Origin of the sequence: Nocardioides ganghwensis, from assembly GCF_014779655.1 — a bacterium.
Taxonomy (GTDB): Bacteria; Actinomycetota; Actinomycetes; order Propionibacteriales; family Nocardioidaceae; genus Nocardioides; species Nocardioides ganghwensis.
In genome coordinates this window covers 372,890-397,574 of sequence record NZ_JACXYX010000001.1, presented here as the reverse complement: position 1 = coordinate 397,574, position 24,685 = coordinate 372,890, and the positions used below count along the sequence as shown (strand labels likewise).

The following is a 24,685-nucleotide window of genomic DNA, read 5'->3' as shown; positions in this document are numbered from 1 at the left end:
CCGACAGGACATGACGAACGCCCCCTCCGCTCGGGACGGAAGGGGCGTCCGGGTCAGCTGTCAGGCAGGTGGTCCGGGTGGGATCAGGAGCCGTAGAGGGCGGCCGCTCCCTGGCGGTCGGTGGCGGTCATGCTCAGGTTGCTCGACGTGCCGTTGCACTGGGGGTAGTGCATGATCGACGCCGAGTCGTACGGCGTCAGCGGGCGCCAGTTGTTGTCCTCGAAGCAGGTGCCGGCCTCGGGGCGGGTGTGCTCGTGGCGGAAGCCCAGCGTGTGGCCGAGCTCGTGACCCATGATGTTGGCCGGGGTCCACGAGCCGGCGGTCCAGATGGAGTCGTCCACGAGGACGTTGCGCGAGCGCTTGGGCGAGCTCGGGAAGAACGCGCGGGCGATGTACTGGGTGGTCGCGACCGGCTCGACGGAGAACACGACCGACTTGTTGCGGGTGTTGCACGCCGAGTCCTGCGAGGGAACGTGGACGTAGTCGATCGCCGACGACGCGTCCTCCCAGAGCTGTGCGCCGGCGGCCATGGCGTTGACGACGTCGGCGTAGCGCGAGCCGAACTTCGTGCTGACGCAGTAGGTGAGGTTGCCGACCTGGCTGGTCGACCACTTGTCGTCGACCCCGCCGACCGTGTTGACGACGAGGTTGGCGGTCATGCCCTCCTCCATCGCCTCCTCGGAGCCGTGGATCATCCGGTCGTAGTAGTCACGGAGCTCGCCGGTGGTGGAGACGGGCTCGTCACCGTTGACGATGTACTGCTGGTCGCTGTCCTTGAAGGTGTCTGCGTGGAACTGCTGGAACGTCGGGATCTCCGAGTCCGTGGTCGCCAGTGCCGGTGAGGCCAGGGCGGCGCCGAGGAGTGCTGCGCTGGAGAGGGCGATCGCCCCGAGTCGACTGCGCTTCATGCTGGTTCTTCTCTCTCGATGGGGGGTTGCGGCACACGCCATCTCGGAGAGTCGAGCACGTGTCGGACACGGTCCGACGAGGGTCCTGCAGGTTGGCACGAGTTCCCGAGACAGGTGCGTGCCGATGAACTTCCCCCATCGGCCCACGATCTGTAAAGGGTTTGCGGCACACAGACTTCTCCGCCCCACGACGTACGGCTCGAGGTCCCCTCCTTAGGGTGGGCACGTGCGCATCGCGACCTGGAACGTCAACTCGCTCCGCTCCCGCATCGACCGCGTCGAGGCGTTCGTGCAGCGGCACGACGTCGACGTGCTGGCGCTGCAGGAGACCAAGGCCCGCGAGGACCAGCTGCCGCTGATGGGCCTGCAGGCGCTGGGCTACGAGATCGCCGTCGCCGGGCTCAACCAGTGGAACGGGGTCGCGCTGCTCTCCCGCGTCGGGCTGGAGGACGTCGAGGTCGGCTTCGCCGACATGCAGCCGTACGGCGACCCCGCCGCCGCGGAGGCGCGCGCGATCGGCGCGACCTGCGGCGGCGTACGGATCTGGTCGCTCTACGTCCCCAACGGCCGCAAGCCCGACGACCCCCACTACGTCTACAAGCTCGACTGGCTCGCCCGGCTGCGCGCGACCGCCAGGGGCTGGCTGGACGGCGAGACCGCGCTCGTCGGCGACTGGAACATCTGCCCCACCGACGACGACGTCTTCGACGTCACGCAGTTCGCGAAGTCGACCCACGTCACGCCGCCGGAGCGGGCGGCGTTCCAGGGGTTCCTCGACGACGGGTACGCCGAGGTGACCCGCGCACACGACGCGGGCTACACCTACTGGGACTACTACCGCCAGCGCTTCGAGCGCGACCGGGGGCTCAAGATCGACTTCGTCCTCGCCTCACCCGCGCTCGCGTCGCGGGTGAGCGGCGCGTTCGTCGACCGCGAGGAGCGCGACCCGGCGGGGTTCGCCGGCGCGCCGTCCGACCACGCGCCGGTGGTCGTCGACCTCGACTGATCCTCACTGGTGGACGTTAGGTGCAGACAGGAGTAGGCCTCTTGTCTGCACCCCGGGTCCGCCAGGTCACTGCCAGGCTGACCGAGTCGCCCTTCATGGGATGACCTGGCTGAGAGTTGCAGGGCCTGGTGGCCCGGGACGTGCAGATCGGCCATAGGGCTTTGCGCCACGTGGCCCTCGCGGGCTGCCGGAGCGCCTCAGTGAGCGACCGACAGTCACGTCCCGGACCGGAGTGCTTGATCCGTGGGCTGACGGAAGGAGCACCCGAAATGAAGGCTACGCCCACTTTTGCGGGGATCGACTGGTCCTGGCAGCACCACGCGCTGTGCATCGTCGACAACGACGGACAACGCATCGAGGAAGCGACCGTGTCGCACACGCGACCTGGCATGGCGAAGATCACCGCCTTACTGCGCCGCCATGGCGTGGACCGGGTCGGGATCGAACGCGGCGATGGTCCTGTGGTTGAGCACCTGATCCGTGACGGATTCCAGGTCTTCATCATCAGCGCACGGCAGGTGAAGTCCCTGCGCGCCCGCTACGGCTCAGCAGGCAACAAGGACGACCGGTTCGACGCGTTCGTCCTGGCCGACGCGCTGCGCACCGACGCCGGTCGTTGGGCGGTCGTGCAGCCCGACACCCAAGAGACGATCGCGCTACGGATGCTGGTCCGTGCCCGCCACGACCTGATCGGGCACCGGATCGCGGTGCACAACCAGCTGCTGGCGGTGCTTCAGCACAACTTCCCCGGCGCGATCGGTCTGTTCAGCCAGCTCGACATCCCGATCAGCCTGGCGTTCCTGCGAAGGTTCCCCACCGAAGCCAAGGCCGCGTGGCTGACTGCTGGGCGTGGCGAGCTGCGCATGGGCCACTGGCTCCAGGCCAACCACTACTGCGGACGCCACACCCCGGCCCGGCTCATCACACACCTCCGCGGCGCCGCCACCGGACGCATCACCGGACCGGCCGCCGAGGCCAGCGAGCTCATCGTGCTGACCCTCGTCGACCTCCTCACCACCTTGCGCACACAGCAGGCCGACCTCGAGGCACGGATCAAGGAAGCACTCCTGGCCCACCCCGACGGCCCGATCTTCCAGTCCCTGCCCCGCGCCGGCACCGTCCGCGCCGCCACACTCCTGGCCGAGATCGGAGACTGCCGCGCCCGGTTCCCCGACGCCGCGTCCCTGGCCGCCGCAGCCGGCGTCGCACCATCCACCAGACAATCCGGCAAGCATCGCAACGTCGCCTACCGCCGCGGCTGCAACAAACAACTACGTGCCGCGCTCGTCGACTGGGCCCAAGACACCCCACGCGCCAACGCCTGGGCACGCGACACCTACGACCGCGCACGCCACCGCGGATGTCGCCACCCCCACGCAGCACGAATCCTGGCCCAAGGCTGGACCAGGATCCTGTGGCGCTGCTGGCACGACCAAGTGCCCTACAACCCCGACCTACACGGCCGGCTCGGCACCCTCCAGCAGGAGGCTGCTTGACATAGGGCTCTCAGCCGACCGTGACCGGCTGCGGCGTCCTGCGGATCGCGTACGACATCACCGCGGCGACCGCGCACAGCCCGGCCGCGGCGTAGAAGGCCGGGTCGTAGCCACCGGTGACGTCGCGGACCACGCCGGCACCCGTGGCGGCGATCGCGGCCCCGACCTGGTGGCTGGCGAAGACCCAGCCGAACACGATGGGACCGGCGGCTGCTCCGAACCACTCCCGGCACAGCGCGACCGTGGGTGGAACGGTCGCGACCCAGTCGAGGCCGTAGACGATGATGAACACCCACATGCTCGGCTCCACGTGCGGCGACATCAGCGCCGGCAGCGCCATCAGCCCCACGCCGCGCAGGGCGTAGTAGCCGACCAGCAGCAGCCGCGGGTCGACCTTGTCGGTGAGCCAGCCCGAGGCGATGGTGCCGACGACGTCGAAGATCCCGACGACGGCGAGCAGCGAGGCGGCCGTCGTGGCGGGCATGCCGTGGTCGTGCGCAGCCGGGACGAAGTGGGTGGCGATGAGGCCGTTGGTCGTCATGCCGCAGATCGCGAACCCGCCGGCGAGCAGCCAGAACGTACGGCTACGGGCGGCGTCGCGCAGCACCGAGAGCGCGCGGCCGGCGCTCGACCCGACGTGCTGGTGCGGGGGCGGCCCGGGATCCGCGTCCGTCGCGCCGAAGGCCCGTAGGCCGAGGTCGGCGGGGTGGTTGCGGAGGAACAGCAGCACGAGCGGCAGGACGGCCAGCGCGGCGAGCGAGGCGAGCAGGGCGGCCGTACGCCAGCCGTGGTGCGTCGCGAGCCACGCGACGACGGGCAGGAAGATCAGCTGGCCGGTCGCGTTGCCGGCGGTGAGGATGCCGCTGACCAGGCCGCGGCGGGCGACGAACCAACGGCTGGTGATCGTGGCGACGAAGGCCATCGACATCGAGCCCGTGCCGAGTCCGACCAGCAGGCCCCAGGACAGGATCAGCTGCCACGGCTCGGTCATGAAGACCGTCAGGCCGCTCCCGACCGAGACCATGACGAGCGCGAACGTGACGACCGGGCGGACCCCGAAGCGGTCCATCAGGGCGGCGGCGAACGGCGACATCAGGCCGAAGAGCATGAGGTTCAGCGAGACCGCGGACCCGATGAGCCCGTGCGACCAGCCGAACTCGTCGTGCAGGGGCTCGATGAGGACGCCGGGCACCGAGCGGAACGCCGCGGCGCCGACGAGCGTGACGAAGGCGACCGACGCGACCACCCAGGCCCAGTGGAGGCGGGGCTCGGCGGTGCGTCCGGAGGGCGCGGGCGCGGGTGGCGTCGTCATCGTCACGGGACGAGTCTCCCGCCGCCGACGTACGCTCACGAGTGGCACGAATGCCAACATGTGGAAGGATCCGGCCATGGCATCGGCTCCGCACGCTCCGCACCGGGTGGTCGTGCTCGCGATCCCGCCGGTCATCGGCTACGACCTCACCATCCCGCCGCAGGTGCTCGGCGAGGCGTACGACCCCGAGGGCCGCCCGCTCTACGACGTGGCGGTCGTGTCGCTCGACGGCGGGCCGGTTGAGGCGACGAGGGGGTACGCCATCGCACCCTCGGCGGGCATCGAGGCCCTCGCCACCGCCCAGACCGTCATCGTCCCGGGCACGCAGGTCGCCGGGCCCCGACGCGACGGCACCCTCCCCGACGACCTGCGCGCCGCTCTCGCCTCGGCGCCTCCGGACGTGCGCTGGGTGTCGATCTGCACGGGCGCGTTCGTGCTCGCCGCCGCCGGCATCCTCGACGGCCACCGTGCCACCACCCACTGGAAGTACGCCGACGACTTCCGCCGCCTGCACCCGGCCGTCGCCGTCGACGAGGACGTCCTGTTCACCGACGACGGGCGGGTGCTGACCTCGGCCGGGCTGAGCGCCGGCATCGACCTGTGCCTGCACCTGGTCCGCAGCGACCACGGCACCGCGGTCGCCAACGCCGTCGCCCGCCACATGGTCGTGCCGCCCTGGCGCGACGGCGGGCAGGCGCAGTTCATCGAGCGGCACGTGCCGCGCCGACCGGACGAGGCCACCGGGGACGTACGCGCCTGGGCGCAGGCCCACCTGCACCACCCCCTCGACGTGGCCACCCTCGCCGCACGGGCGTCGATGAGCGTGCGCACCTTCACCCGCCGATTCCGCGAGGAGACCGGCCAGTCCCCCGGCGCCTGGGTCACCCAGCAGCGGATCCGCCACGCTCAGCACCTGCTCGAGGCCACCGACCTGACGGTCGACCAGGTCGCGGTGCGGGCCGGGATGGGTACGGCGGCCTCGCTCCGCCAGCACCTGCGCGCGAGCGTGGGCGTCTCGCCCTCGGCCTACCGGCGGACGTTCCGGGGCACCGTCGGCGCCTGACCGCCACCCCGGGGTAGTCCAGTGAGGAATGGCTGTCGTCGTGGGGTAGTCCAGTGAGAACTGGCTGCGATTCGCGGCCTGGGACGACCAAAACTCACTGGACTACCCCGGCGGTCGCCACCCGACGTCGCACCGACTGTCGGTGGGTGGATCCATGCTGGAGCCATGGACACCTTCCCCCTGCTGCTCACCCTGGCGCTGGTCCTCGCCGTCGGCCTGACGCTGGGAGCCCTCATCGGCGTGCTGTGGTCGCGCAGCCGTCCCGCCGACGACCCCGCCATCGCCGAGCTCCAGCGGCGCGTCGCCGAGCACGCCGTGGTGCAGGACGGCCTCGACCGGCTCCAGGACCAGCTGAGCGACCTCGCCCACGACCGCACGGCGTGGCAGGCCCAGCTCAACCAGCAGGTCGCCGACATGCGCCACTCCACCGAGAGCCTGCGCCGCGAGACCACGACCCTGGCGACCGCCCTGCGCAAGCCCCAGGTGCGCGGCCAGTGGGGCGAGCTCCACCTGCGGCGCACCGTCGAGCTCGCCGGGCTCGTCGACCACTGCGACTTCGCCGAGCAGACCCGCCTCGACGACGGCCGCCTGCGCCCCGACCTGGTGGTGTCGCTGGCCGGCGGGCGGACGATCGCCGTCGACGCCAAGGCGCCGCTGGCTGCCTTCCTCGACCTCACCGGGTCCGACGACACCACCGAGCACGACCAGGCGCTGGCCCGGCTCGGCGAGCACGTCCGCAAGCACGTCGCCGACCTCGGCTCCCGCCGCTACTGGGAGGCGCTCGCCGGCACGCCCGAGTTCGTCGTGCTCTTCCTGCCCGGCGAGGCGATCCTCCAGGCCGCCCTGCAGGCGGTGCCCGACCTCGTCGAGCAGGCCGCCGCACGCAACGTCGTGCTCGCCACCCCCTCCACGCTGATCGCGCTGCTGCGCACGGTCGCCCAGGGCTGGCAGCACGAGGTGCTCAACGAGCAGGCCCAGGCCGTGCAGCGCCTCGGGCAGGAGCTGCACGCCCGCCTGGGCTCGATGGCCGGCCACCTCGACCGCGTCGGTCGCTCGCTCAACGCGAGCGTCGTGGCGTGGAACCAGGCGATGGGCTCCCTCGAGGGACGGGTGCTCGTGTCCGCGCGACGCTTCGCCGAGCTCGGCGTGACCAACGACGCGCTCGAGGAGCCCCGCCAGGTCGAGGCCGTCGCGCGCTCGCTCGCGTCGCCCGAGCTGGCAGTCCTCGACGACGTCCCGGGCGGCCCCGGCGAGCCGACGCTCGACGACCTGCTCGAGCGTGAGCAGTCCTCCCCTGCGGCGCGCCGCGCCCGGGGCGCCTGAGAGCCGCCCTAGGTTGAGGGCCGTGAGACACGCCGAGGCGTTCTGGGAGGTCGGGCGCGAGCCCGGCCGTCAGGTGGTGTCGCTCGGCGTCGCCGTCACGCTCACGGCCGTCAGCGTCGACGTGCTGCTGGTCGGCCGCCTGACGCTGTTCTTCGACCTCTGCTTCGTGGTGATGTGCCTGGGGCTCGCCGCGCTCGTGCGCCGGCGGGACTTCTACATGGTCGCCCTCCTCCCGCCGCTGCTGATGACGACCGTCTTCTGCTTCGTCGCCCTCGTCGACCGGTCCACGGTGGCCGACCCGCGCGACAGCCTGCTCCAGGCCGTGGTGTCGGGGGTCGCCACCCACGGCGTCGCCCTGTTCGTCGGCTACGCGCTCTGCCTCGGCTGGCTCGCCTGGCGCCTGCACCGAGAGGGCGAGGCCGGGATGGTCGGCGAGCTCGAGCGCGAGCTCGGGCAGTCCGCCGGCTGACGGGCGCAGACGCCTGCAACCTGTTCGTACCCCCACCGCGTATCTCACTATGAGAGGCGCGGGAGGTGACATGGCCAGGACCGACGACGACGAGTTCGCCACCTTCGCCCGCGCATCCGCACCGGGTCTGCGGCGGACGGCCTACCTCATGTGCGGCGACTGGGACCGGGCCGCCGACATCACGCAGGAGGCACTGATCCGCGTCTACGTCGCCTGGCCCCGTCTCGACCGGGGGCCGGGCCGGTACGCCTACGCGCGCCGCGCCACGATGAACGTCGCGATCGACCAGGTGCGGAAGCGTTCCTCCTCCGAGCAGCCGACACTCGAGCTCGTCGACGCGACGGTCGAGGACGCCACCGCCCAGGTCGTCGACCGGGCCCTGCTGCTGACCGCCCTCGCGGAGCTTCCCGCGCGGCAGCGGGCCTGCGTGGTGCTCCGCTACTACGAGGACCTGAGCGTCGAGACCGTCGCCGGCACGCTGGGCTGCCGCCCGGGCACCGTGAAGAGCCAGACCGCTCGTGGGCTCGAGGCGCTGCGCGCGGCGTACGCCCGGCACGGCGGCGAGCTGCGCACCCCCGCCCCGGACGTCCCCGCCCAGGCCCAGGAGGTGCTGCCGTGAGCACCGAGCTGCGTGCCGCGCTGCGCGAGGCAGTCGCGGACGCCCCGCCGTACGACGTCGACCCGCGGGCCGTCGTCCGGGCAGGCGTACGTCGCACCCGGCGACGGGTCGGCGCGGCCGTGGGCCTCGGGTCGCTGGCAGCAGCCGCGCTCGCGGTCGCCACGGTCCTGTCGGGCCCCGAACGACCCGCCCCGGACCCGGCGCCCGCCGAGATCGACCGCGTCGACGTCGACCGGGCCCTGCCGCTGCGGATCGACCCGCTGACGACCACCCGCACCACCTGGCGCGACAGCGGTCCGGCGTCGCTGGAGTACGACCGCTACGAGGGGATCACGACCGACGGACTCGTCCTCCGCGCCCGCTACACCAACGACCGCGGCCACGCGGAGATCGGCCTGGTCGAGCCGGCCACCGGTGCGACGGACTGGCTGCCGCCCCTGCCCGGACGCCCTCCGGAGGTCACCGTGGTCGAGCTCACCGAGGACCGGCTCGTCCTGGCCGAGTGGATGCACCAGGGGCGGACCCTGCTCCTCTTCGACCGCGGCACCCGGACCTGGCAGCGCAGCGTCGTGCACGTCAGCGGGTCGTGGGAGGTGCACCTGCCTCCCGTCATCCGGATGGGCCCCGAGGACCGCGTGTACGTCGGCAGCACCATGGAGGGCGAGTCCGCTCCGCTGCACTGGTGGTCGGCGTCGCTCGAAGAGGGCGGTCAGGCGCGCGTCGAGCCCGGGCTGAGGGGCGTCGCCGTGGCATGGACCGACGACGCCGAGCTCCGCGCGACGTGGGACGGTCGGGTGGTCGTCTCCACGCCGGCGGGAGAGACCGAGCTCTCCGACCGTCGGCCCGACGGGTGTGACGAGCCGACCGCGTTCCCCGAGGTGGCTCCCACCGTGCTGTGGGCCGGAGACCGTCCGGTGGTGACGTACTTCTGCGAGAGCGGGTCGGACGTCCCGGGCCGGACGACGGTCGTCCACGAGCGGCACGGCGGGCGGGTCGTCGAGATCGCCGACGCGGCAGCGGTCGCCGCCGACGCCTCGCACGTCGTCCTCTCAGGGGTGACCGACGACGGCGCGGAGCACCCCGGGCACACCTCGACCTACGTGCTGGACCTCGACCAGCTCACGCTCGCCCGCGTCGGGGAGGGCATGCACGATGCCCAGGTCGCGCTCGCGGCGGGCCTGCTGCTGTGGAACACGCCGGGTCCCGACGACAGCCAGGACGCCTACGACGTGGTCTGGAACGTGGCCCGGCTCGAGTGAGTCACTCCTCGAAGCGCGACACGTCGCCCGCCCCGCGGCGTACGACGACGGGCTCCGCCTCGGACCAGTCGATCACCGACGTCGGCTCGGCCGTCACCTCGCCGGACTCGACGACCACGTCGACGACGTGGTCGAGGTCCTCCTTGATCTCCCAGCCCATGGTCCGCGCCTCGGTCTCGCCGGGGAGGATCAGGGTGCTGGTGAGGATGGGCTCGCCGAGCTCCTCGAGCAGGGCGCACACCAGTGCGTGGTCGGGGATCCGGACGCCGACCGTGCGCTTCTTGGGGTGCATCAGGCGCTTCGGCACCTCGCCCGTCGCCGGCAGGATGAACGTGTAGGGGCCGGGCGTCGCGGCCTTGATCGCCCGGAACGCGTGGTTGTCGACGTGGACGAACTGCCCGAGCTGGGAGAAGTCCTTGCACATCAGCGTGAAGTGGTGGCGGTCGTCGAGCTCGCGGATCCGCAGGATCCGGTCGCGGCCGTCGCGGTTGCCCAGCCGGGCGCCGAGGGCGTAGCCGGAGTCGGTGGGATAGGCGATCAGCGCGTCGTCGCGGAGCGCCTCGACGACCTGGGTGACGAGCCGCGGCTGCGGGTTGTCGGGGTGGATGTCGAGGTAGCGCGCCATGACCGTTCTCAGGCCTTCTGCGCGGCCCGCAGGTCGCGGCGGAGCTCGGGCGGCAGCGCGAAGATCAGCGACTCCTCCGCCGAGTGGACCGCGCGGGCGTCGGGGTAGCCGCGCTCGGAGAGGAAGGCGAGGACGCCCTCGACGAGGTCCTCGGGCACCGAGGCGCCCGAGGTCACCGACACGGTCTCGACGCCGTCGAGCCAGGCCTCGTCGATCTCGGTGTGGTCGTCGACGAGGTAGGAGGCCTTGGCGCCCGCCTCGAGGGCGACCTCCACCAGGCGTACGGAGTTGGAGGAGTTGCGCGAGCCGACCACGATCACCAGGTCGGCGGCGGCCGAGATCTCCTTGATCGCGAGCTGGCGGTTCTGGGTGGCGTAGCAGATGTCGTCGCTGGGCGGGTCGAGCAGCAGCGGGAACTTCTCGCGGATCGCGGCCACCGTCTCGAGGGTCTCGTCGACGCTCAGCGTGGTCTGCGAGAGCCAGGCGACCTTGGCCGGGTCGCGCACGACGATGCCGGCCACGTCGTCGGGGCTCTGCACCAGCTGGATGTGCTCGGGCGCCTCGCCTGCGGTGCCCTCGACCTCCTCGTGCCCCTCGTGGCCGATCAGCAGGATGTCGTAGTCGTCGGAGGCGAAGCGCCGTGCCTCGTGGTGGACCTTGGTCACCAGCGGGCAGGTCGCGTCGATGGTCTTGAGGCTGCGCTCGGCGGCCTGCGCGTGGACCGCGGGCGAGACGCCGTGCGCCGAGAACACCACGGTCTGCCCCTCGGGGACCTCGTCGAGCTCCTCGACGAAGATCGCCCCGCGCGACTCGAGGTTGGCCACCACGTGCTTGTTGTGCACGATCTGCTTGCGCACGTAGACGGGCGCGCCGTAGAGGTCGAGCGCCTTCTCGACGGTGATGACGGCCCGGTCCACGCCGGCGCAGTAGCCGCGGGGGGCCGCGAGCAGCACGTTCTTCGCGGTCTCCGGGTCGAGGACGGGCGGAAGGCCGAGGTCGGTGGCGCCGTCCTGAGCAGACGACGCGCCAGCGGCGTCGTGTCGAAGGGTCATGGGCCCGAGTCTACGGGCCGCGCCAGCCCGCCTGCGGCGCCGTGTCCGACCCCTCGCCTATCCTCGCGGCGTGCCCTCACTCCGCGACGCCACGGTCGAGTCGCCGGCCCCGGTGCGGGCCGTCGCCAATGCCGTCTCGCAGTGGATCGACAAGCTCGGCGCCGTGTGGGTCGAGGGCCAGATCGCGCAGGTCAACCGCCGCCCCGGCATGCAGACGGTCTTCATGACGCTGCGCGACACCGTCGCCGACATCTCGGTCACCCTCACCTGCCCCCGCTCCCTCGTCGACTCGATGAACCCACCCCTCGTCGAGGGCGCGAGCGTGGTCGTCCACGCCCGGCCGAGCTTCTACGCCAACCGCGGCTCGTTCTCCCTCGCCGCCCGCGAGATCCGCATGGTCGGCCTCGGCGAGCTCCTCGCCCGCCTCGAGCGCCGCCGCCAGCTGCTGGCCGCCGAGGGCCTCTTCGCCGCCGAGCTCAAGCGCGACCTGCCGTTCCTGCCCGGGCGGGTCGGCCTGGTCACCGCGCCCAACAGCGCCGCCGAGCGCGACGTCCTGGAGAACGCGCGCCGACGCTGGCCCGCGGTGCAGTTCGAGGTCGCCTACGCCGCGATGCAGGGCACCCGGTCGGCGGCGGAGGTGATGGAGGCGCTCGACCGGCTCGAGCGCCACGTCGACGTCGACGTCGTCGTCGTTGCCCGCGGTGGCGGCTCCATCGAGGACCTGCTGCCATTCTCCGACGAGGCGTTGATCCGTGCGGTGCACGCCATGCGTACGCCCGTCGTGTCCGCGATCGGCCACGAGCCCGACCAGCCCCTGCTCGACCTCGTCGCCGACGTGCGCGCCTCGACCCCGACCGACGCCGCCAAGCTCGTCGTGCCCGACATGGCCGAGGAGCTCAACGGCGTCACGTGGGCACGCGAGCGGCTGCGCCAGGTGATCACCCAGCGGGTCGCCCGTGAGCAGGAGTGGCTGGCCCAGGTCCGCTCGCGTCCTGCCATGGCAGACCCGCGCAACCTGCTCACCGTCCGGTCCGACGAGCTCGACGACCTGCTCGCCCGCGCCCGGCGTACGCTCTCGCACCGCCTCGACCGTGCCGCCGACGACATCGGCCACCAGCTCGCGCGCGCCCAGTCCTTGTCCCCGCTCGCCACGCTGCGACGCGGGTACGCCGTGCTCCAGGACGCCGACGGCCACGTCGTCACCTCGGTCGCGCAGGCCGCCGCCGGCGCCGCGGTGTCCGTGCGGGTCGCCGACGGCCGGATCCACGCCACCACCGATCGAGTCGAGACCGCCACCCTGGTCGAGGAGGACCCCGATGAGTGACGCCACCCCTGACCAGCTGACCTACGAGGAGGCGCGCGAGGAGCTCATCGAGGTCGTGCGCACCCTCGAGGCCGGCGGGACCACCCTCGAGGAGTCGCTCGCGCTCTGGGAGCGCGGCGAGGCACTGGCCAAGGTCTGCCAGCAGTGGCTCGACGGCGCGCGCCAGCGCCTCGACGAGGCGATGGGCACCGAGTCCGAGGACTAGCGCGTCAGCAGCCCCAGGTAGGCCTCGATGTCCTCGACCGGCGCGGAGCCGTAGACCAGCAGCGCTTCGTCGCCGATCTCGGTGGAGTAGCCGCGGTCGCCGCCCTCGTCGCTCCACGTCTGCCAGGAGTCGGTGATCTCCGAGGAGACCGTCGCCTCCTCGCCGGCCTCGGCCTCCTCGTCGACATAGAGCTCGACGAGGGCATCCACCGAGGCGTCCTGCTGCCGGATGCCGACGAAGCGGCCGTCATCGGTGAGCACGCCCATCCCCCACTGCGGGTCGTCGCCGGCGGACAGGTCCACGCTCGTGGCGATCCACCCCGCAGGGAGCTCGCGCGGGTGGACGACCTCGAGGTCGGCCTGCTGGGCGAGCTCGACGCTCTCCTGCCAGTCGACCGCCACCGGGGTGTCGTCGACGTCGGTGCGGAACAGCCCGCGCCAGGCCACGAAGGCGAGCACGGCGATGACCGTGACGATGAGGGCGCCGGTCATGCCGCCGAAGGAGCGCGTGTACCGACTCGGCTGTCCCTGCCCACTCACGCTCCCATCCTCCCAGCCCGCCTGGAGCGCTGTGACGCCGGGCAGGCTGGCAGCCGCACGTGCGGTCGGATTGCTCATCGGGCGTCCGCAGGTGCGGCATACTTGCAGCGTGATCACCTACCGACTGGCGGAGGCCGCCGAGATCCTGGCGGTCAGCGACGACACCGTACGCCGCTGGGTCGACGCCGGCCGGCTGCCGTCCCGGCGCACGGACGGGCGCGCCACCGTGACCGGCTCCGATCTCGCCGAGCTCGCCGAGCAGCTCGTCGAGTCGGGCGAGGTCGCCGAGCGCGACCGCACCCACGCCGGCGCCGTCAGCGCGCGCAACCGGATGAGCGGGATCGTCACCCGGGTCAAGCGCGACCACGTCATGGCCCAGGTCGAGATGATCTGCGGCCCGTACCGCGTCGTGTCGCTCATGAGCAGCGACGCCGCCGACGAGCTCGGCCTCGAGCCCGGCGTACGCGCCATCGCCAGCGTGAAGTCCACCAACGTCGTGGTGGAGGTGCCCCGGTGAGGGGCCTGGCCGCGCTCGTCCTGCTGCTGCCCCTGGCCGCCTGCGGTGGCGACGACGACGAGCAGACCCTCACGGTGCTCGCCGCGGCCAGCCTCACCGGGACCTTCACCGAGCTCGCGACGACCTTCGAGGACGAGCACCCGGGCGTCGACGTGGTGGTGGTCCTCGGCTCCTCGACCACCCTCGCCGAGCAGGCCGTCGACGGCGCGCCCGGCGACGTCCTGGCCACCGCGGACGCCCGGGCGATGGAGGTCGCCGTCGACGGTGGTGCCGCGTCGCTGGAGCCCGAGGCGTTCGCCCTCAACGAGCTCGTCATCGTCACGCCGCCGGGCAACCCGGCGGACGTCACCGGACTCGGCAGCCTCGCGTCGCCCGGTGTCGACTGGGCGAGGTGCGTCACCAGTGCTCCCTGCGGAGCCCTGGCCGAGACGGTGCTCGACGTCCGCGCCAGCCAGGCCGAGCCGGTCACCGAGGAGGTGGACGTCAAGGCGGTGCTCGCCCGGGTGGTCGCCGGGGAGGTCGACGCCGGCCTCGTCTACCGCACGGACGCCCTCGCCGCGGGTGACGACGTGGAGACCGTCGAGACCGGGCAGGGCGCTGCGTCCACGATCTACGAGATCACCACTCTCGGCGGGTCCGCCCTCGCGTCCGACTTCGTCGAGCTGGTCCGGAGCCCGGAGGGGCAGGCCGTCCTCCGCGACGCGGGCTTCGACGCGCCGCGCATCTTCGGCGACGGCCAGTGACGGGCCCCCGCCTCGGCCGCGCGCCCACGGTCCTCCTCGTCCCCGCCGTCGTCGGGGTGGCCCTCCTCGTCGTGCCGCTCGTCACGCTGGTCCTCGACACGCCGTGGCGCACGCTGCCCGCGCACCTCGGCTCGGAGGCCGTGCGCGAGGCGCTGGGCATCACCGCCCTGAGCAGCCTGCTGACCGTCGTCGGGTGCGTCGTGCTCGGCACTCCGCTGGCCTGGTTGCTGGCCCGGGTGGACTTCCGCGGACGCCGCGTGGTGCGGGCGCTCGTGCTGGTCCCCCTCGTCCTTCCCCCCGTCGTGGCCGGCGTCGCCCTCGTCACCGCCCTCGGGCGCAGCGGCCTGATCGGGCAGCACCTCCCCTTCTCGGTCCCCTACACGATGACGGGAGTGGTGCTGGCCCACACGTTCGTCTCGCTCCCCTTCTACGTCCTGGCCGTCGAGGGTGCACTGCGCACGCACGGCGCGTCGTACGACGTGGTGGCGGCGACGCTGGGCGCCGACCGGTGGACGGCCTTCCGCCGCGTCACCCTGCCCCTCGCCGCGCCGGGCGTGCTGGCCGGCAGCGCGCTGGCCTGGGCACGCAGCCTCGGCGAGTTCGGCGCGACGATCACCTTCGCCGGCAACTATCCGGGCACCACCCAGACCATGCCGAGCCTGATCTACGTCGCCCTCAACAGCGACCCCGCCGTCGCGCGGACCCTGAGCCTGATCCTGCTCGTGCTGTCGGTGGGCGTGCTCGTCCTGCTGCGCGAGCGTTGGGCGGTGGCGCGATGATGCGCGTGGAGGTGGACCTCCCCGGTCGCGTGCGCGCCGACGTGACCGCCGAGGCCGGCGAGGTCCTGGTCGTGATCGGCCCCAACGGCGCCGGAAAGTCCACGCTGCTGCGTGCGATCGCAGGTCTCGAGCCGGGCCGGGTGCAGGTCGGCGACGCCGACTGGACCGACCTCGACGTGCCGCAGCGTCGCGTCGGCTACGTCTTCCAGGACCAGAGCCTGTTCCCGCACCTCTCCGCCCTCGACAACGTGGCGTTCGGACCGCGGGCGCGGGGCCGCAGCCGCGCGGACGCCGAGCGCGTCGCGCGCCACTGGCTCGAGCGCTTCGGCATCGCCGACCTCGCCGGACGCCGCCCCCGCGAGCTCTCGGGTGGCCAGGCCCAGCGGGTCGCGATCGCCCGCGCGCTGGCCACCGAGCCCGAGGTCCTGCTGCTCGACGAGCCGTTCTCCGGCCTCGACGTCTCGGTGCAGATGGCCCTGCGGATCGAGCTCGGCCGGCACCTGAGCGACTTCCCGGGCGTGGCGCTGCTCGTCACGCACGACGCGATCGACGCGCTCACGCTGGCCGACCGGGTGCTCGTGCTCGACGACGGAGCGGTGGCGCAGGTCGGCCGCCCGGCGGAGGTGGCCGCCGAGCCCCGTACGCCCCACGTGGCGCGCCTCGTCGGCCTCAACCTCGTCGCCGACGGCGAGGAGATGATCGCGTTCACACCCGACTCGGTGGTGGTCTCGCTCCACGAGCCGGAGGGCTCGACGCGCCTGCGGTGGCGCGGGACGATCGCGAGCCTCGCGCCGCACGGCGACGCCGTACGCCTGCTCGTCCACGCCTCCCCCGACCTGCTCGCCGACCTCACCCCCGCCGCGGCCGTCGAGCTGGGCCTGGTGCCCGGTCGCGAGGTGTGGTTGTCGGCCAAGGCGACCGCGGTGAGCCGCTACGCCGCGCGTCGATAACATGCGCGACATGAGCGCCAGTGCCCCGATGCCCGAACGCAACCTCGCCCTCGAGCTGGTGCGCGTCACCGAGGCGGCCGCCATGGCCGCCGGCCGCTGGGTCGGGCGCGGCGACAAGAACGACGCCGACGGCGTGGCCGTGGAGGCCATGCGCGTGATGATCTCCACGGTCGAGATGCGCGGCACCGTGGTGATCGGTGAGGGCGAGAAGGACAACGCCCCGATGCTGTTCAACGGCGAGGAGGTCGGCGACGGCACGGGCGCCGAGTGCGACGTCGCGGTCGACCCCATCGACGGCACCACCCTGACCGCCAAGGGCATGAGCAACGCCATCTCGGTGCTGGCGGTGTCACCGCGCGGCTCGATGTACGACCCGAGCGCGGTGTTCTACATGGACAAGCTGGCCACCGGCCCCGAGGCCGCCGACGTCGTCGACATCCGGCTGCCGGTCAAGGAGAACATCGCCCGCGTCGCCAGGGCCAAGGGACTCTCGGTGCACGACGTGACGGTCGTGCTGCTCGACCGGCCGCGTCACGCCAAGCTCGTCGAGGACATCCGCGAGACCGGCGCGCGCATCAAGTACATCACCGACGGCGACGTGGCCGGCGCGATCATGGCGGCCCGCCCGGACACGGGCGTCGACCTGATGCTCGGCATCGGCGGCACGCCGGAGGGCATCATCACCGCCTGCGCGATGAAGTGCATCGGCGGCACGATCCAGGGCCAGCTGTGGCCGCAGGACGACGACGAGCGCCAGCGCGCCCTCGACGCCGGCCACGACCTCGACCCCGACGTCGTGCTCGGCACCGACGACCTCGTGACCGGCGACGACGCGTTCTTCGTCGCCACCGGCATCACCGACGGCGAGCTGATGCGCGGCGTCCGCTACCGCGGCGAGGGCGTCACGACGCACTCCCTCGTGATGCGCTCGCGCAGCGGCACCGTGCGCTCGATCACCGCCGAGCACCGGCTCTCGAAGCTACGCGCTCTGTCCTCGATCGACTTCGACAGCTGAGGCGACCGGGCGCGGCCGCAGCGCCGCCGACACGGCGGCGATGACGGCCGGGTCGAACGCCATCCCCACGTGCGACGAGCGCGCCTCGACCGCGGTCGCGGCCGGATCGATGCACGCGCGCCAGTCCACGATGCCGTCGCGGCGCGAGAAGATCGCGGTGAAGTCGACGTCGTCGGGCAGCGCCGCCCGCGCCTGGTCGAAGCTCTCCTGGGCGCACCGTCCGGCGACGCAGTCCTCGGCCATCAGCCGCCGCATCCCGGCGCGGTTGAGCCGCACCAGCAGGTCGACGCTGCGCGCCAGCGACGCGTGGTGCGCGCCCGGAGCGAGCATCGGGCTGCCCATCGTGACGATGCCGGCGACGAGGTCTGGACGGCGCGCGGCGACCCCGCGGGCCAGCATCCCGCCGAGGCTGTGACCGACGATCCGCACCCGCGCGCCGCGCCGCTGGGCGATCTCCTCGAGCCGTTCCTCGAGCTGCGCGGCCGCACCGAGCGTGCAGCCGACGTTGGCGCGTACGTCGGCGCGGTAGGTCCGGAAACCCTGGTGGCGCAACGACCGGCTCATCGGGCCGAGCGAGGAGTCCCCCGCGAGGAACCCCGGCACCAGCAGTACGGGCTCGCCCACCCGTACGGGCCGCGAGCCCAGGGGCGTACGACGGCGCTCGCCACGCGAGGTGAAGGCGTGCGCGGCGTAGCGGCCGACCTCCGTCACCAGCGATCCCTCGCGCAGGACGGCCGCCACGGAAGGCTGCGAGAAGCCCTCCGGCGTCAGGAATGCCGCCACTGTGCGCTGGGTCACAATCATCGAACATAGCCCAGAGGCCCCGAGGAATGGGGGATGCCGCCCACGTTGCATTCTTTTGGGGATGGTCGTCGTGTTCACTGGGGGCATGTCCCCACGCCGCACCTCCACCGAGGCGCCCGTCGTCTCCGACGAGCTCTTCGCGCCTGTCGGCGCCGAGGTCGAGCTCTGCTACCAGACCTTCGGCGACCCCGACGGCGAGCCGCTGCTGCTCGTGATGGGCCTCGGCGGCCCGATGAACTGGTGGGACACCGAGCTCTGCCTGATGCTCGCCGCGGCCGGCTTCCACGTCGTCCGCTACGACAACCGCGACACCGGACGATCGACGCGGATCCGGGCGCGGGTGACGCGCGGCCAGCTGGTGCGCGCGTTCGGCGGTCGCAGGACCCGGGCGCCGTACTCGATGTCGGACCTGGCCGGCGACGCGGTCGCCCTGATGGACCACCTCGGCTGGGACTCCGCGCACGTCGCCGGTGTCTCGATGGGCGGCATGATCGTGCAGACCGTCGCCGTCGAGCACCCGACGCGGGTGCGGTCGCTGACCAGCATCATGTCGACGACCGGACGGCGCACGGTCGGCTGGCAGGACCCGCGGCTCATCCCGGCTCTGCTCGCACCCCGCAAGCCCGGGCGCGAGTCGTACGTCGCGACCAGCGTGGCCTTCTGGGGCGTCATCGGCTCCCCCGCCTGGCCCGCCACGCCGGAGCGGCTGGCCGAGCGCGCCGGCGAGACCTTCGACCGCGGCTACAGCGCCAACGGGACGATGCGGCACATGCTGGCCGTCCTCGGGCAGCCCGACCGCACCCAGCGGTTGCGCAGCCTGCGTGTGCCCGCCCTCGTCGTGCACGGCACGGCCGACAAGATGGTCCACCTCAGCGGCGGCCGCTCGACGGCGGCCGCGATCCCCGGCGCCGAGCTGCTCACCGTCGACGGGATGGGCCACGACCTGCCGCCCGAGCTCTTCGAGACCCTCGTCGAGGCGATCGCACGCACGGCCGACCGGGCGTCCTGAGGGGTTCGAGACGGTCGCTGCGCGACCCCCTCAACCAGCGACCGGGTGCGCCCCCGCCGCGGGGGCCGCGGTGAAGAGCGACGGCTCGCCGAAGCCCGCGTCGGCGAAGGCGGCACGCACTGCCTCGCCTGCGGACTCGACCGACTGCTCCGACACCAGGCCGATCACGCAGCCGCCGAACCCGCCGCCGGTCATCCGCGCCCCCAGCGCGCCGGCCTCGTGGAGGGCGTCGACGGCCGTGTCGACCTCCGGGACGGTGATCCGGAAGTCGTCGCGCATCGAGATGTGCGACGCGGTGAGCAGCGGCCCGACGTCCGGGAGTCGGCCCTCGTCGAGCAGCCGCACCACCGAGAGCACCCGGTCGTCCTCCGTGACGACGTGCCGCACGTAGCGTCGCAGCTCGTCGTCGTTGAGCTGGGCCAGCGCGTCGTCGAGGTCGGCGGCCGTCACGTCGCGGAGGGCTGGTACGCCGAGCCGGCGCGCCGCCTCCTCGCACCCGCTGCGCCGCGCGCCGTACTCGCCGTCGGAGTGCCGGTGCGGCGCGCGGGTGTCGGCGACCAGCACGGCCAGTCCGTTGCCGGCGAGGTCGAGCGGCACCGCGCGCGTCTCGTGGCTGCGCATGTCGCAGAACAGGGCGTGCCCGGCCTCGCCGCGAAGGCTGACCAGCTGGTCCATCCCGCCGGTCGGCGCGCCCACTGCGTCGTTCTCGACGTCGCGGGTCAGCGCGAACAGCGCGTCGTCGTCGAGGCCGAGGCCGAGGTGGTCGTCGAGGGCCCGCGTGACCGAGCAGACGAGCGCGGCCGAGGAGGACAGGCCCGCGCCGGACGGCACGTCGGAGTCGACCCGGAGGTCGAGCGCGGGGACGTCGACGCCGCGGTCGGTCAGCAGCCAGAGCGCACCGAGGACGTAGCGCGACCACTCGGGCACGTCGGGTGCCGCGGACAGCCCGGAGCGGCGTACGACGACGGGCTCGGCCTGCTGCGCCGAGCGCACCGACCAGCCGTCCCGGCCCGGGGACGCGGGCTCCACGACAGCGGTGCACCCCACCTCGAGCGCGAACGGCAGCACGAAGCCGTCGTTGTAGTCGGTGTGCTCACCGACCAGGTTGATGCGCCCGGGGGCACGCCAGACGGTCATCGAAACCCTTTTCGTCAGTACCCGTTGGAATGGGGTGCATGTTGCCAAACCGTGTCGAGGCCCACTAGACCAGAGGCTCAACTAGACACGAGGAGGGCGCGGATGTCACGAGCACCGTCGATCCGGCAACGAGGCCGGCCCGGGGGAAGACGGAGGGTGGCACCGCTGGCCGCACTCGCGCTGGCGAGCGGCCTGCTGGCCGCGTGCGGCGGCGACAGCGGCACTCCCGAGCTGACCTGGTACATCAACCCCGACAGCGGCGGCCAGGACGCCGTCGCCGAGGAGTGCTCCACCGACGAGTACACGATCTCGACGCAGGTCCTCCCCCAGGACGCCAACCAGCAGCGCATCCAGCTCGCCCGGCGACTCGCGGCCGGGGACCCGGAGATCGACCTCATGAGCATCGACCCGCCGTTCACGGCGGAGTTCGCGGAGGCCGGCTACCTGGCGGAGATCCCGCAGGACCTGCAGGACACGTTCCGCGAGCAGGCGTTCGAGAGCGCCGCGGTCGCCGCGACGTGGGAGGACAAGGTCGTCGTGGCGCCGTTCTGGTCGAACACGCAGGTCCTCTGGTACCGCAAGTCCTTCGTCGAGCAGGCCGGCCTCGACATGGAGCAGCCGGTCACGTGGGAGCAGATCGTCCAGGCCGCGTCCGAGAACGACGGGACCGTCGCCGTACAGGCCAACAAGTACGAGGGGTACTCGGTCTGGATCAACGCGCTCATCGCCGGCGCCGGCGGCCAGATCGCCTCTGACACCGAGCAGGGCGCCGACGCACAGATCGACATCGACTCCGACGCGGGGAGGCAGGCCGCCCAGGTCATCGCCGACCTCGCCTCCTCCGATGCGGCGCCTGACGACCTCTCGATCGCGCAGGAGGGACAGGCCGCCGCGACCTTCGGCGGCGACCGGGGCGCGTTCATGGTCAACTGGACCTACATCCTCAACGGGGCGGGCTACTCCGACGAGGTCGTCGACGACCTCGGCTGGGCCCGCTACCCGCGGTCCGTCGAGGGCGAGGAGTCCCGACCGCCCTACGGCGGGATCGGGATCGGGGTCAGCGAGTTCTCCGACGACAAGGACCTCGCGGTGAGCGCCCTCGAATGCCTCACCAGCCCCGAGAACCAGGCGCTCAACGCCGAGCTCACCGGCAACATGCCCTCCAGCGAGGCCGGCTACGACCAGCCCAACGTCCAGGAGCTGTTCCCGCCCGACCTGCTCGAGCTCTTCCAGGAGAGCCTGGAGGCGGCCGCACCGCGCACCCCGTCGCCCTACTGGAGCGACATCTCCGGCGGCATCCAGAGCACGTGGCACCCGCCGTCGGGGGTCGACGAGCAGACCCCGGAGGAAGCCAAGCAGTTCATCGAGGACGTGCTCCAGGGAAGGAGCCTGCTGTGACCGCCACCCAAGCACCTCCGAGGGAAGACTCCGCACGCGGCGGGACGGCGGTCGACAGCGACCGGTCGAAGGCCGAGAACCGGCTGGGCCAGCGGCTGGTCGCACCCGCAGTGGTCCTGATGCTGCTGGTGACCGCCTACCCGATGCTCCAGGCGCTGTACCTGTCGCTGTTCCGCTACCGCCTGACCGCGCCGGACGACCGCGAGTTCATCTGGTTCTCCAACTACGCGACCGTGCTCACCGACAGCCTGTTCTGGCAGGACACCTGGAACACCGTCCTCATCATGGTCGTGACGGTGGCGGTCGAGCTCGTCATCGGCTTCGCGTTCGCGATGGTGATGCACCGGGTCGTCTTCGCGAGAGGCGTGATCCGCACCTCGATCCTGATCCCCTACGGCATCATCACGGTCGTCTCGGCCTTCGCCTGGCAGTTCGCCTTCAGCCTCAACAACGGGTTCGTCAACAGCTGGGTGCCGTTCGTCGAGGACAACTTCAACTGGTTCGGCGACCACTGGCCGGCGATGTTCGCGATCATGGTCTCCGAGATCTGGAAGACCACGCCGTTCATGGCCCTGCTGCTCCTCGCGGGCCTCTCGCAGGTCTCCGAGGACATGCTGGAGGCCGCCAAGGTCGACGGCGCCACGTGGTGGCAGCGGCTGTGGAAGGTCATCCTCCCCAACATGCGGGCGGCCATCATGGTCGCGGTCCTCTTCCGCGCCCTCGACGCCTACCGCATCTTCGACAACATCTTCGTGATGACCAAGGGCGCCCAGGACACCGAGTCGGTGTCGTTCCTGACCTACCGCCAGAGCATCGAGCAGGTCCAGCTGGGCCTCGGCTCGGCGCTGTCCGTGCTGCTCTTCCTGAGCGTGCTGCTGCTGGCGTTCGGCATCGTGAAGCTGTTCCGGGTCGACCTGGCCCAGGCGAGGGGTGAGGGCTGATGAGCAACAAGACCAACGCAGGCACCTGGATCGGGTTCGTGCTGATCCTCGTGTGGTGCCTCCTGCCCGTGGTGTGGATCATCTCGCTGTCCTTCAAGGGACCGGGAGAGACCGGAGCCGGCAGCCCGCAGTTCCTGCCCAGCGAACCGACGCTGCAGAACTACCGCGACATCCTGGGCATCGGCAAGGTCACCCCGGGCCAGGAGGCCACGGCGGGCGACTTCATCGACGCGCTCCGCAACTCCTTCTTCATCTCGCTCATCGCGACGTTCCTGGCAGTCATCTTCGCGACGCTGGCGGCCTACGCCATCGCCCGCCTGGAGTTCAAGGGCAAGCGCCTGGTGCTGACCATGGCGCTGGCCATCGCGATGTTCCCCGTGGTGTCCCTGGTCGGCCCGCTGTTCGACATGTGGCGCACGATCGGCCTGTTCAACACCTGGCCCGGCCTGATCATCCCCTACATGACCTTCACGCTGCCGCTGGCGATCTGGACCCTGTCCGCGTTCTTCCGCGAGATCCCGTGGGAGATGGAACAGGCGGCCCAGGTCGACGGCGCCACGTCGTGGCAGGCCTTCCGCAAGGTGATCGTCCCGCTCGCCGCACCCGGTGTCTTCACCGCGGCGATCCTGACGTTCTTCTTCGCGTGGAACGAGTTCGTCCTGGCGATCTCGCTGACGTCGACCACCGGGTCCCGCACGGTGCCGGCCCAGCTCTCGTTCTTCGTCGGGCCCGACCCGTTCAACCCGCCGTACGGCACCCTGGCCGCCGCCTCCGTGGTGGTCACCGTGCCGATCATCGTCATCGTCCTGCTGTTCCAGCGCAAGATCGTCGCCGGCCTCACCTCCGGCGCAGTGAAGGGGTGATCAGCTCATGGCTGCCATCGAGATGAAGAACATCGTCAAGCAGTACGGCGACGGCTTCCCGGCCGTCAACGACGTGAGCATCGACGTGGAGGACGGCGAGTTCCTGATCCTCGTGGGCCCGTCGGGCTGCGGGAAGTCGACCCTCCTGCGCATGATCGTCGGACTGGAGGACATCACCGAGGGCGACATGCTCATCGGCGGGAAGAAGGTCAACGACCTCGCTCCTCGCGACCGCAACCTGTCCATGGTCTTCCAGAACTACGCGCTCTACCCGCACCTCACGGTCTACGAGAACATCGCGTTCCCGTTGCGCCTGGCGGGCAAGTCGGACTCCGAGGTCGACGAGAAGGTGCGCGAGGCGTCGAAGACGCTCGAGCTCGACGAGCACCTCGAGCGCAAGCCCGGCAACCTGTCGGGCGGCCAGCGCCAGCGCGTGGCCATGGGGCGGGCGATCGTGCGCGACGCCGAGGCGTTCCTGTTCGACGAGCCGCTGTCCAACCTCGACGCCAAGCTGCGCGGGCAGATGCGTACGGAGATCTCGCGCCTGCAGAAGCGGCTGGGCATCACCACGGTCTACGTCACCCACGACCAGACCGAGGCGATGACGCTGGGCGACCGCGTCGCGGTGCTCAAGCGTGGCGTGCTCCAGCAGCACGCGACCCCGCGCGAGCTCTACGAAAACCCCGCCAACCTGTTCGTCGCCGGCTTCATCGGCTCACCGCCGATGAACTTCGTCCCGGCGAAGGTGGACGGCAACCGGGTGGAGCTGCCCTTCGGCACGGTCACCATCCCCGAGGAGCGGGCCGCCAACGCCCAGGGCAAGGACCTGCTCATCGCGGGCATCCGGCCGCAGCACTTCGAGGACGCCAGCGTCGTCGACAGCGACAAGGTCACCGACGAGGCGACCTTCAAGGCCACCGTCGACGTGGTCGAGTGGCTCGGCAACGAGGCCTACGCCTACATCCCCTTCGAGGCGCCCGACGAGGTGCGCGAGCAGCTCACGCAGCTCGAGAAGGACCTCGACGGCGAGTCACTGCGTACGCAGCTCGTGGTCTCCCTCGACGGCGCCAGCCGGATCAAGGAGGGCGACGAGGCCACGATCTGGGTCGACGCCCGCAAGATCCACCTGTTCGACCCGGCCACGGGCGACAACCTCACCCTCGACCGCGACAACGCCGGCATCATCCCCGGCGGCAACGCGATGGCGAAGGCCGAGGAAGTGGGCAAGGAGCAGGACGACGTGAAGCCGGGGTCGGACGCCGCGACGACCTGACCCCGGACGCGCGAACGCCGGACCTGGAGGGGTGGTCCGACACCTGGTGGGGGTCG

Annotated in this window: 26 protein-coding genes; 19 read left to right on the top strand and 7 right to left on the bottom strand. The window is 71.8% G+C overall.

The genetic code is table 11. The features are described from left to right. Positions 1–83: 83 nt before the first annotated feature. Positions 84–908: a M57 family metalloprotease gene (locus IEZ24_RS01870; RefSeq protein WP_129457111.1), complete on the bottom strand. Its 825-nt coding sequence runs from the start codon at positions 906–908 to the stop codon at positions 84–86. Between the two features lie 226 nt (positions 909–1,134). Between IEZ24_RS01870 and IEZ24_RS01865 the strand changes: the two genes are divergently transcribed. Both IEZ24_RS01865 and IEZ24_RS01860 read left to right on the top strand, forming a co-directional pair. Beyond that, positions 1,135–1,914, top strand: a complete 780-nt coding sequence (locus IEZ24_RS01865; protein ID WP_129457112.1) for an exodeoxyribonuclease III — start codon at positions 1,135–1,137, stop codon at positions 1,912–1,914. A 236-nt stretch (positions 1,915–2,150) separates the two neighbouring features. Further along, positions 2,151–3,410: an IS110 family RNA-guided transposase gene (locus IEZ24_RS01860; RefSeq protein WP_224744659.1), complete on the top strand. Its 1,260-nt coding sequence runs from the start codon at positions 2,151–2,153 to the stop codon at positions 3,408–3,410. Positions 3,411–3,420: 10 nt separating this feature from the next. On the opposite strand, the gene IEZ24_RS01855 is transcribed toward IEZ24_RS01860, so the two are convergent. Further along, a complete protein-coding gene (locus IEZ24_RS01855) occupies positions 3,421–4,722 on the bottom strand; it encodes an MFS transporter (protein ID WP_224744741.1) in 1,302 nt (433 codons plus the stop codon). A 76-nt stretch (positions 4,723–4,798) separates the two neighbouring features. Here IEZ24_RS01855 and IEZ24_RS01850 point away from each other — a divergent pair, with 76 nt between their 5' ends. From IEZ24_RS01850 to IEZ24_RS01830, 5 genes are all read left to right on the top strand, one after another. Next, positions 4,799–5,785, top strand: coding sequence for a GlxA family transcriptional regulator (locus tag IEZ24_RS01850; protein ID WP_207206870.1), 987 nt, complete (start codon positions 4,799–4,801; stop codon positions 5,783–5,785). Positions 5,786–5,950: 165 nt separating this feature from the next. Beyond that, entirely contained in the window at positions 5,951–7,108 is a 1,158-nt protein-coding gene (locus tag IEZ24_RS01845) for a DNA recombination protein RmuC (RefSeq protein WP_129455997.1), read from the top strand. Between the two features lie 22 nt (positions 7,109–7,130). After that, positions 7,131–7,577, top strand: a complete 447-nt coding sequence (locus IEZ24_RS01840) for a DUF6542 domain-containing protein (protein WP_129455996.1) — start codon at positions 7,131–7,133, stop codon at positions 7,575–7,577. 70 nt (positions 7,578–7,647) lie between these two features. Further along, on the top strand, positions 7,648–8,196 hold the full coding sequence (locus tag IEZ24_RS01835; RefSeq protein WP_129455995.1) for a SigE family RNA polymerase sigma factor: 549 nt from the start codon (positions 7,648–7,650) through the stop codon (positions 8,194–8,196). Continuing rightward, a complete protein-coding gene (locus IEZ24_RS01830) occupies positions 8,193–9,455 on the top strand; it encodes a hypothetical protein (RefSeq protein ID WP_129455994.1) in 1,263 nt (420 codons plus the stop codon). Before IEZ24_RS01835 ends, IEZ24_RS01830 begins: the two co-directional genes overlap by 4 nt. Before the next feature lies 1 nt (position 9,456). Here IEZ24_RS01830 and IEZ24_RS01825 read toward each other — a convergent pair whose 3' ends face one another. Both IEZ24_RS01825 and IEZ24_RS01820 read right to left on the bottom strand, forming a co-directional pair. Then, entirely contained in the window at positions 9,457–10,080 is a 624-nt protein-coding gene (locus IEZ24_RS01825) for an L-threonylcarbamoyladenylate synthase (RefSeq protein ID WP_129455993.1), read from the bottom strand. A gap of 8 nt (positions 10,081–10,088) precedes the next feature. Next, on the bottom strand, positions 10,089–11,132 hold the full coding sequence (locus IEZ24_RS01820) for a 4-hydroxy-3-methylbut-2-enyl diphosphate reductase (RefSeq protein ID WP_129455992.1): 1,044 nt from the start codon (positions 11,130–11,132) through the stop codon (positions 10,089–10,091). Positions 11,133–11,202: 70 nt separating this feature from the next. On the opposite strand from IEZ24_RS01820, the gene xseA reads away from it, so the two are divergent. Both xseA and IEZ24_RS01810 read left to right on the top strand, forming a co-directional pair. After that, positions 11,203–12,456, top strand: coding sequence for an exodeoxyribonuclease VII large subunit (gene xseA, locus IEZ24_RS01815; RefSeq protein ID WP_242498548.1), 1,254 nt, complete (start codon positions 11,203–11,205; stop codon positions 12,454–12,456). After that, positions 12,449–12,661: an exodeoxyribonuclease VII small subunit gene (locus IEZ24_RS01810; protein ID WP_129455990.1), complete on the top strand. Its 213-nt coding sequence runs from the start codon at positions 12,449–12,451 to the stop codon at positions 12,659–12,661. The genes xseA and IEZ24_RS01810 overlap by 8 nt, the downstream gene beginning before the upstream one ends. Here IEZ24_RS01810 and IEZ24_RS01805 read toward each other — a convergent pair. Then, positions 12,658–13,200 (bottom strand): DUF4245 domain-containing protein, encoded by a 543-nt coding sequence (locus tag IEZ24_RS01805; RefSeq protein WP_207206869.1) that lies wholly within the window; start codon positions 13,198–13,200, stop codon positions 12,658–12,660. The two genes, IEZ24_RS01810 and IEZ24_RS01805, sit on opposite strands and share 4 nt — an antisense overlap. Positions 13,201–13,309: 109 nt before the next feature. Here IEZ24_RS01805 and IEZ24_RS01800 point away from each other — a divergent pair, with 109 nt between their 5' ends. From IEZ24_RS01800 to glpX, 5 genes are read left to right on the top strand one after another with little or no spacing between them, the layout of a single operon-like run. Beyond that, the gene (locus IEZ24_RS01800; protein ID WP_207206868.1) at positions 13,310–13,717 is read left to right on the top strand and encodes a TOBE domain-containing protein; all 408 of its coding nucleotides are present in this window, start codon (positions 13,310–13,312) and stop codon (positions 13,715–13,717) included. After that, positions 13,714–14,460 (top strand): molybdate ABC transporter substrate-binding protein, encoded by a 747-nt coding sequence (modA, locus tag IEZ24_RS01795; RefSeq protein WP_207206867.1) that lies wholly within the window; start codon positions 13,714–13,716, stop codon positions 14,458–14,460. The genes IEZ24_RS01800 and modA overlap by 4 nt, the downstream gene beginning before the upstream one ends. Next, on the top strand, positions 14,457–15,239 hold the full coding sequence (gene modB / locus IEZ24_RS01790) for a molybdate ABC transporter permease subunit (protein ID WP_129455987.1): 783 nt from the start codon (positions 14,457–14,459) through the stop codon (positions 15,237–15,239). Before modA ends, modB begins: the two co-directional genes overlap by 4 nt. Further along, positions 15,236–16,189, top strand: a complete 954-nt coding sequence (locus IEZ24_RS01785) for a sulfate/molybdate ABC transporter ATP-binding protein (RefSeq protein WP_129455986.1) — start codon at positions 15,236–15,238, stop codon at positions 16,187–16,189. Before modB ends, IEZ24_RS01785 begins: the two co-directional genes overlap by 4 nt. Before the next feature lies 1 nt (position 16,190). After that, positions 16,191–17,204, top strand: coding sequence for a class II fructose-bisphosphatase (gene glpX, locus IEZ24_RS01780; protein WP_129455985.1), 1,014 nt, complete (start codon positions 16,191–16,193; stop codon positions 17,202–17,204). Here the strand turns inward: glpX and IEZ24_RS01775 are convergent. After that, positions 17,169–18,008: an alpha/beta fold hydrolase gene (locus IEZ24_RS01775; protein ID WP_224744657.1), complete on the bottom strand. Its 840-nt coding sequence runs from the start codon at positions 18,006–18,008 to the stop codon at positions 17,169–17,171. The two genes, glpX and IEZ24_RS01775, sit on opposite strands and share 36 nt — an antisense overlap. 85 nt (positions 18,009–18,093) lie before the next feature. Between IEZ24_RS01775 and IEZ24_RS01770 the strand changes: the two genes are divergently transcribed. Next, entirely contained in the window at positions 18,094–19,017 is a 924-nt protein-coding gene (locus tag IEZ24_RS01770; RefSeq protein ID WP_129455983.1) for an alpha/beta fold hydrolase, read from the top strand. A gap of 30 nt (positions 19,018–19,047) precedes the next feature. Here the strand turns inward: IEZ24_RS01770 and galK are convergent, their stop codons facing one another. After that, positions 19,048–20,202, bottom strand: a complete 1,155-nt coding sequence (galK, locus tag IEZ24_RS01765; RefSeq protein WP_224744656.1) for a galactokinase — start codon at positions 20,200–20,202, stop codon at positions 19,048–19,050. Between the two features lie 108 nt (positions 20,203–20,310). On the opposite strand from galK, the gene IEZ24_RS01760 reads away from it, so the two are divergent. Genes IEZ24_RS01760 through IEZ24_RS01745 form a run of 4 tightly spaced genes read left to right on the top strand, consistent with a single transcriptional unit; the run spans position 20,311 to position 24,629 of the window. Continuing rightward, positions 20,311–21,552 (top strand): extracellular solute-binding protein, encoded by a 1,242-nt coding sequence (locus tag IEZ24_RS01760; protein WP_207206866.1) that lies wholly within the window; start codon positions 20,311–20,313, stop codon positions 21,550–21,552. After that, positions 21,549–22,493, top strand: coding sequence for a carbohydrate ABC transporter permease (locus IEZ24_RS01755; RefSeq protein ID WP_129455980.1), 945 nt, complete (start codon positions 21,549–21,551; stop codon positions 22,491–22,493). Before IEZ24_RS01760 ends, IEZ24_RS01755 begins: the two co-directional genes overlap by 4 nt. After that, complete coding sequence (locus tag IEZ24_RS01750) at positions 22,493–23,356, top strand: carbohydrate ABC transporter permease (protein ID WP_129455979.1); 864 nt, start codon at positions 22,493–22,495, stop codon at positions 23,354–23,356. The genes IEZ24_RS01755 and IEZ24_RS01750 overlap by 1 nt, the downstream gene beginning before the upstream one ends. Positions 23,357–23,363: 7 nt before the next feature. Then, positions 23,364–24,629, top strand: a complete 1,266-nt coding sequence (locus tag IEZ24_RS01745) for an ABC transporter ATP-binding protein (protein WP_129455978.1) — start codon at positions 23,364–23,366, stop codon at positions 24,627–24,629. The last annotated feature ends 56 nt before the right edge of the window (positions 24,630–24,685 follow it).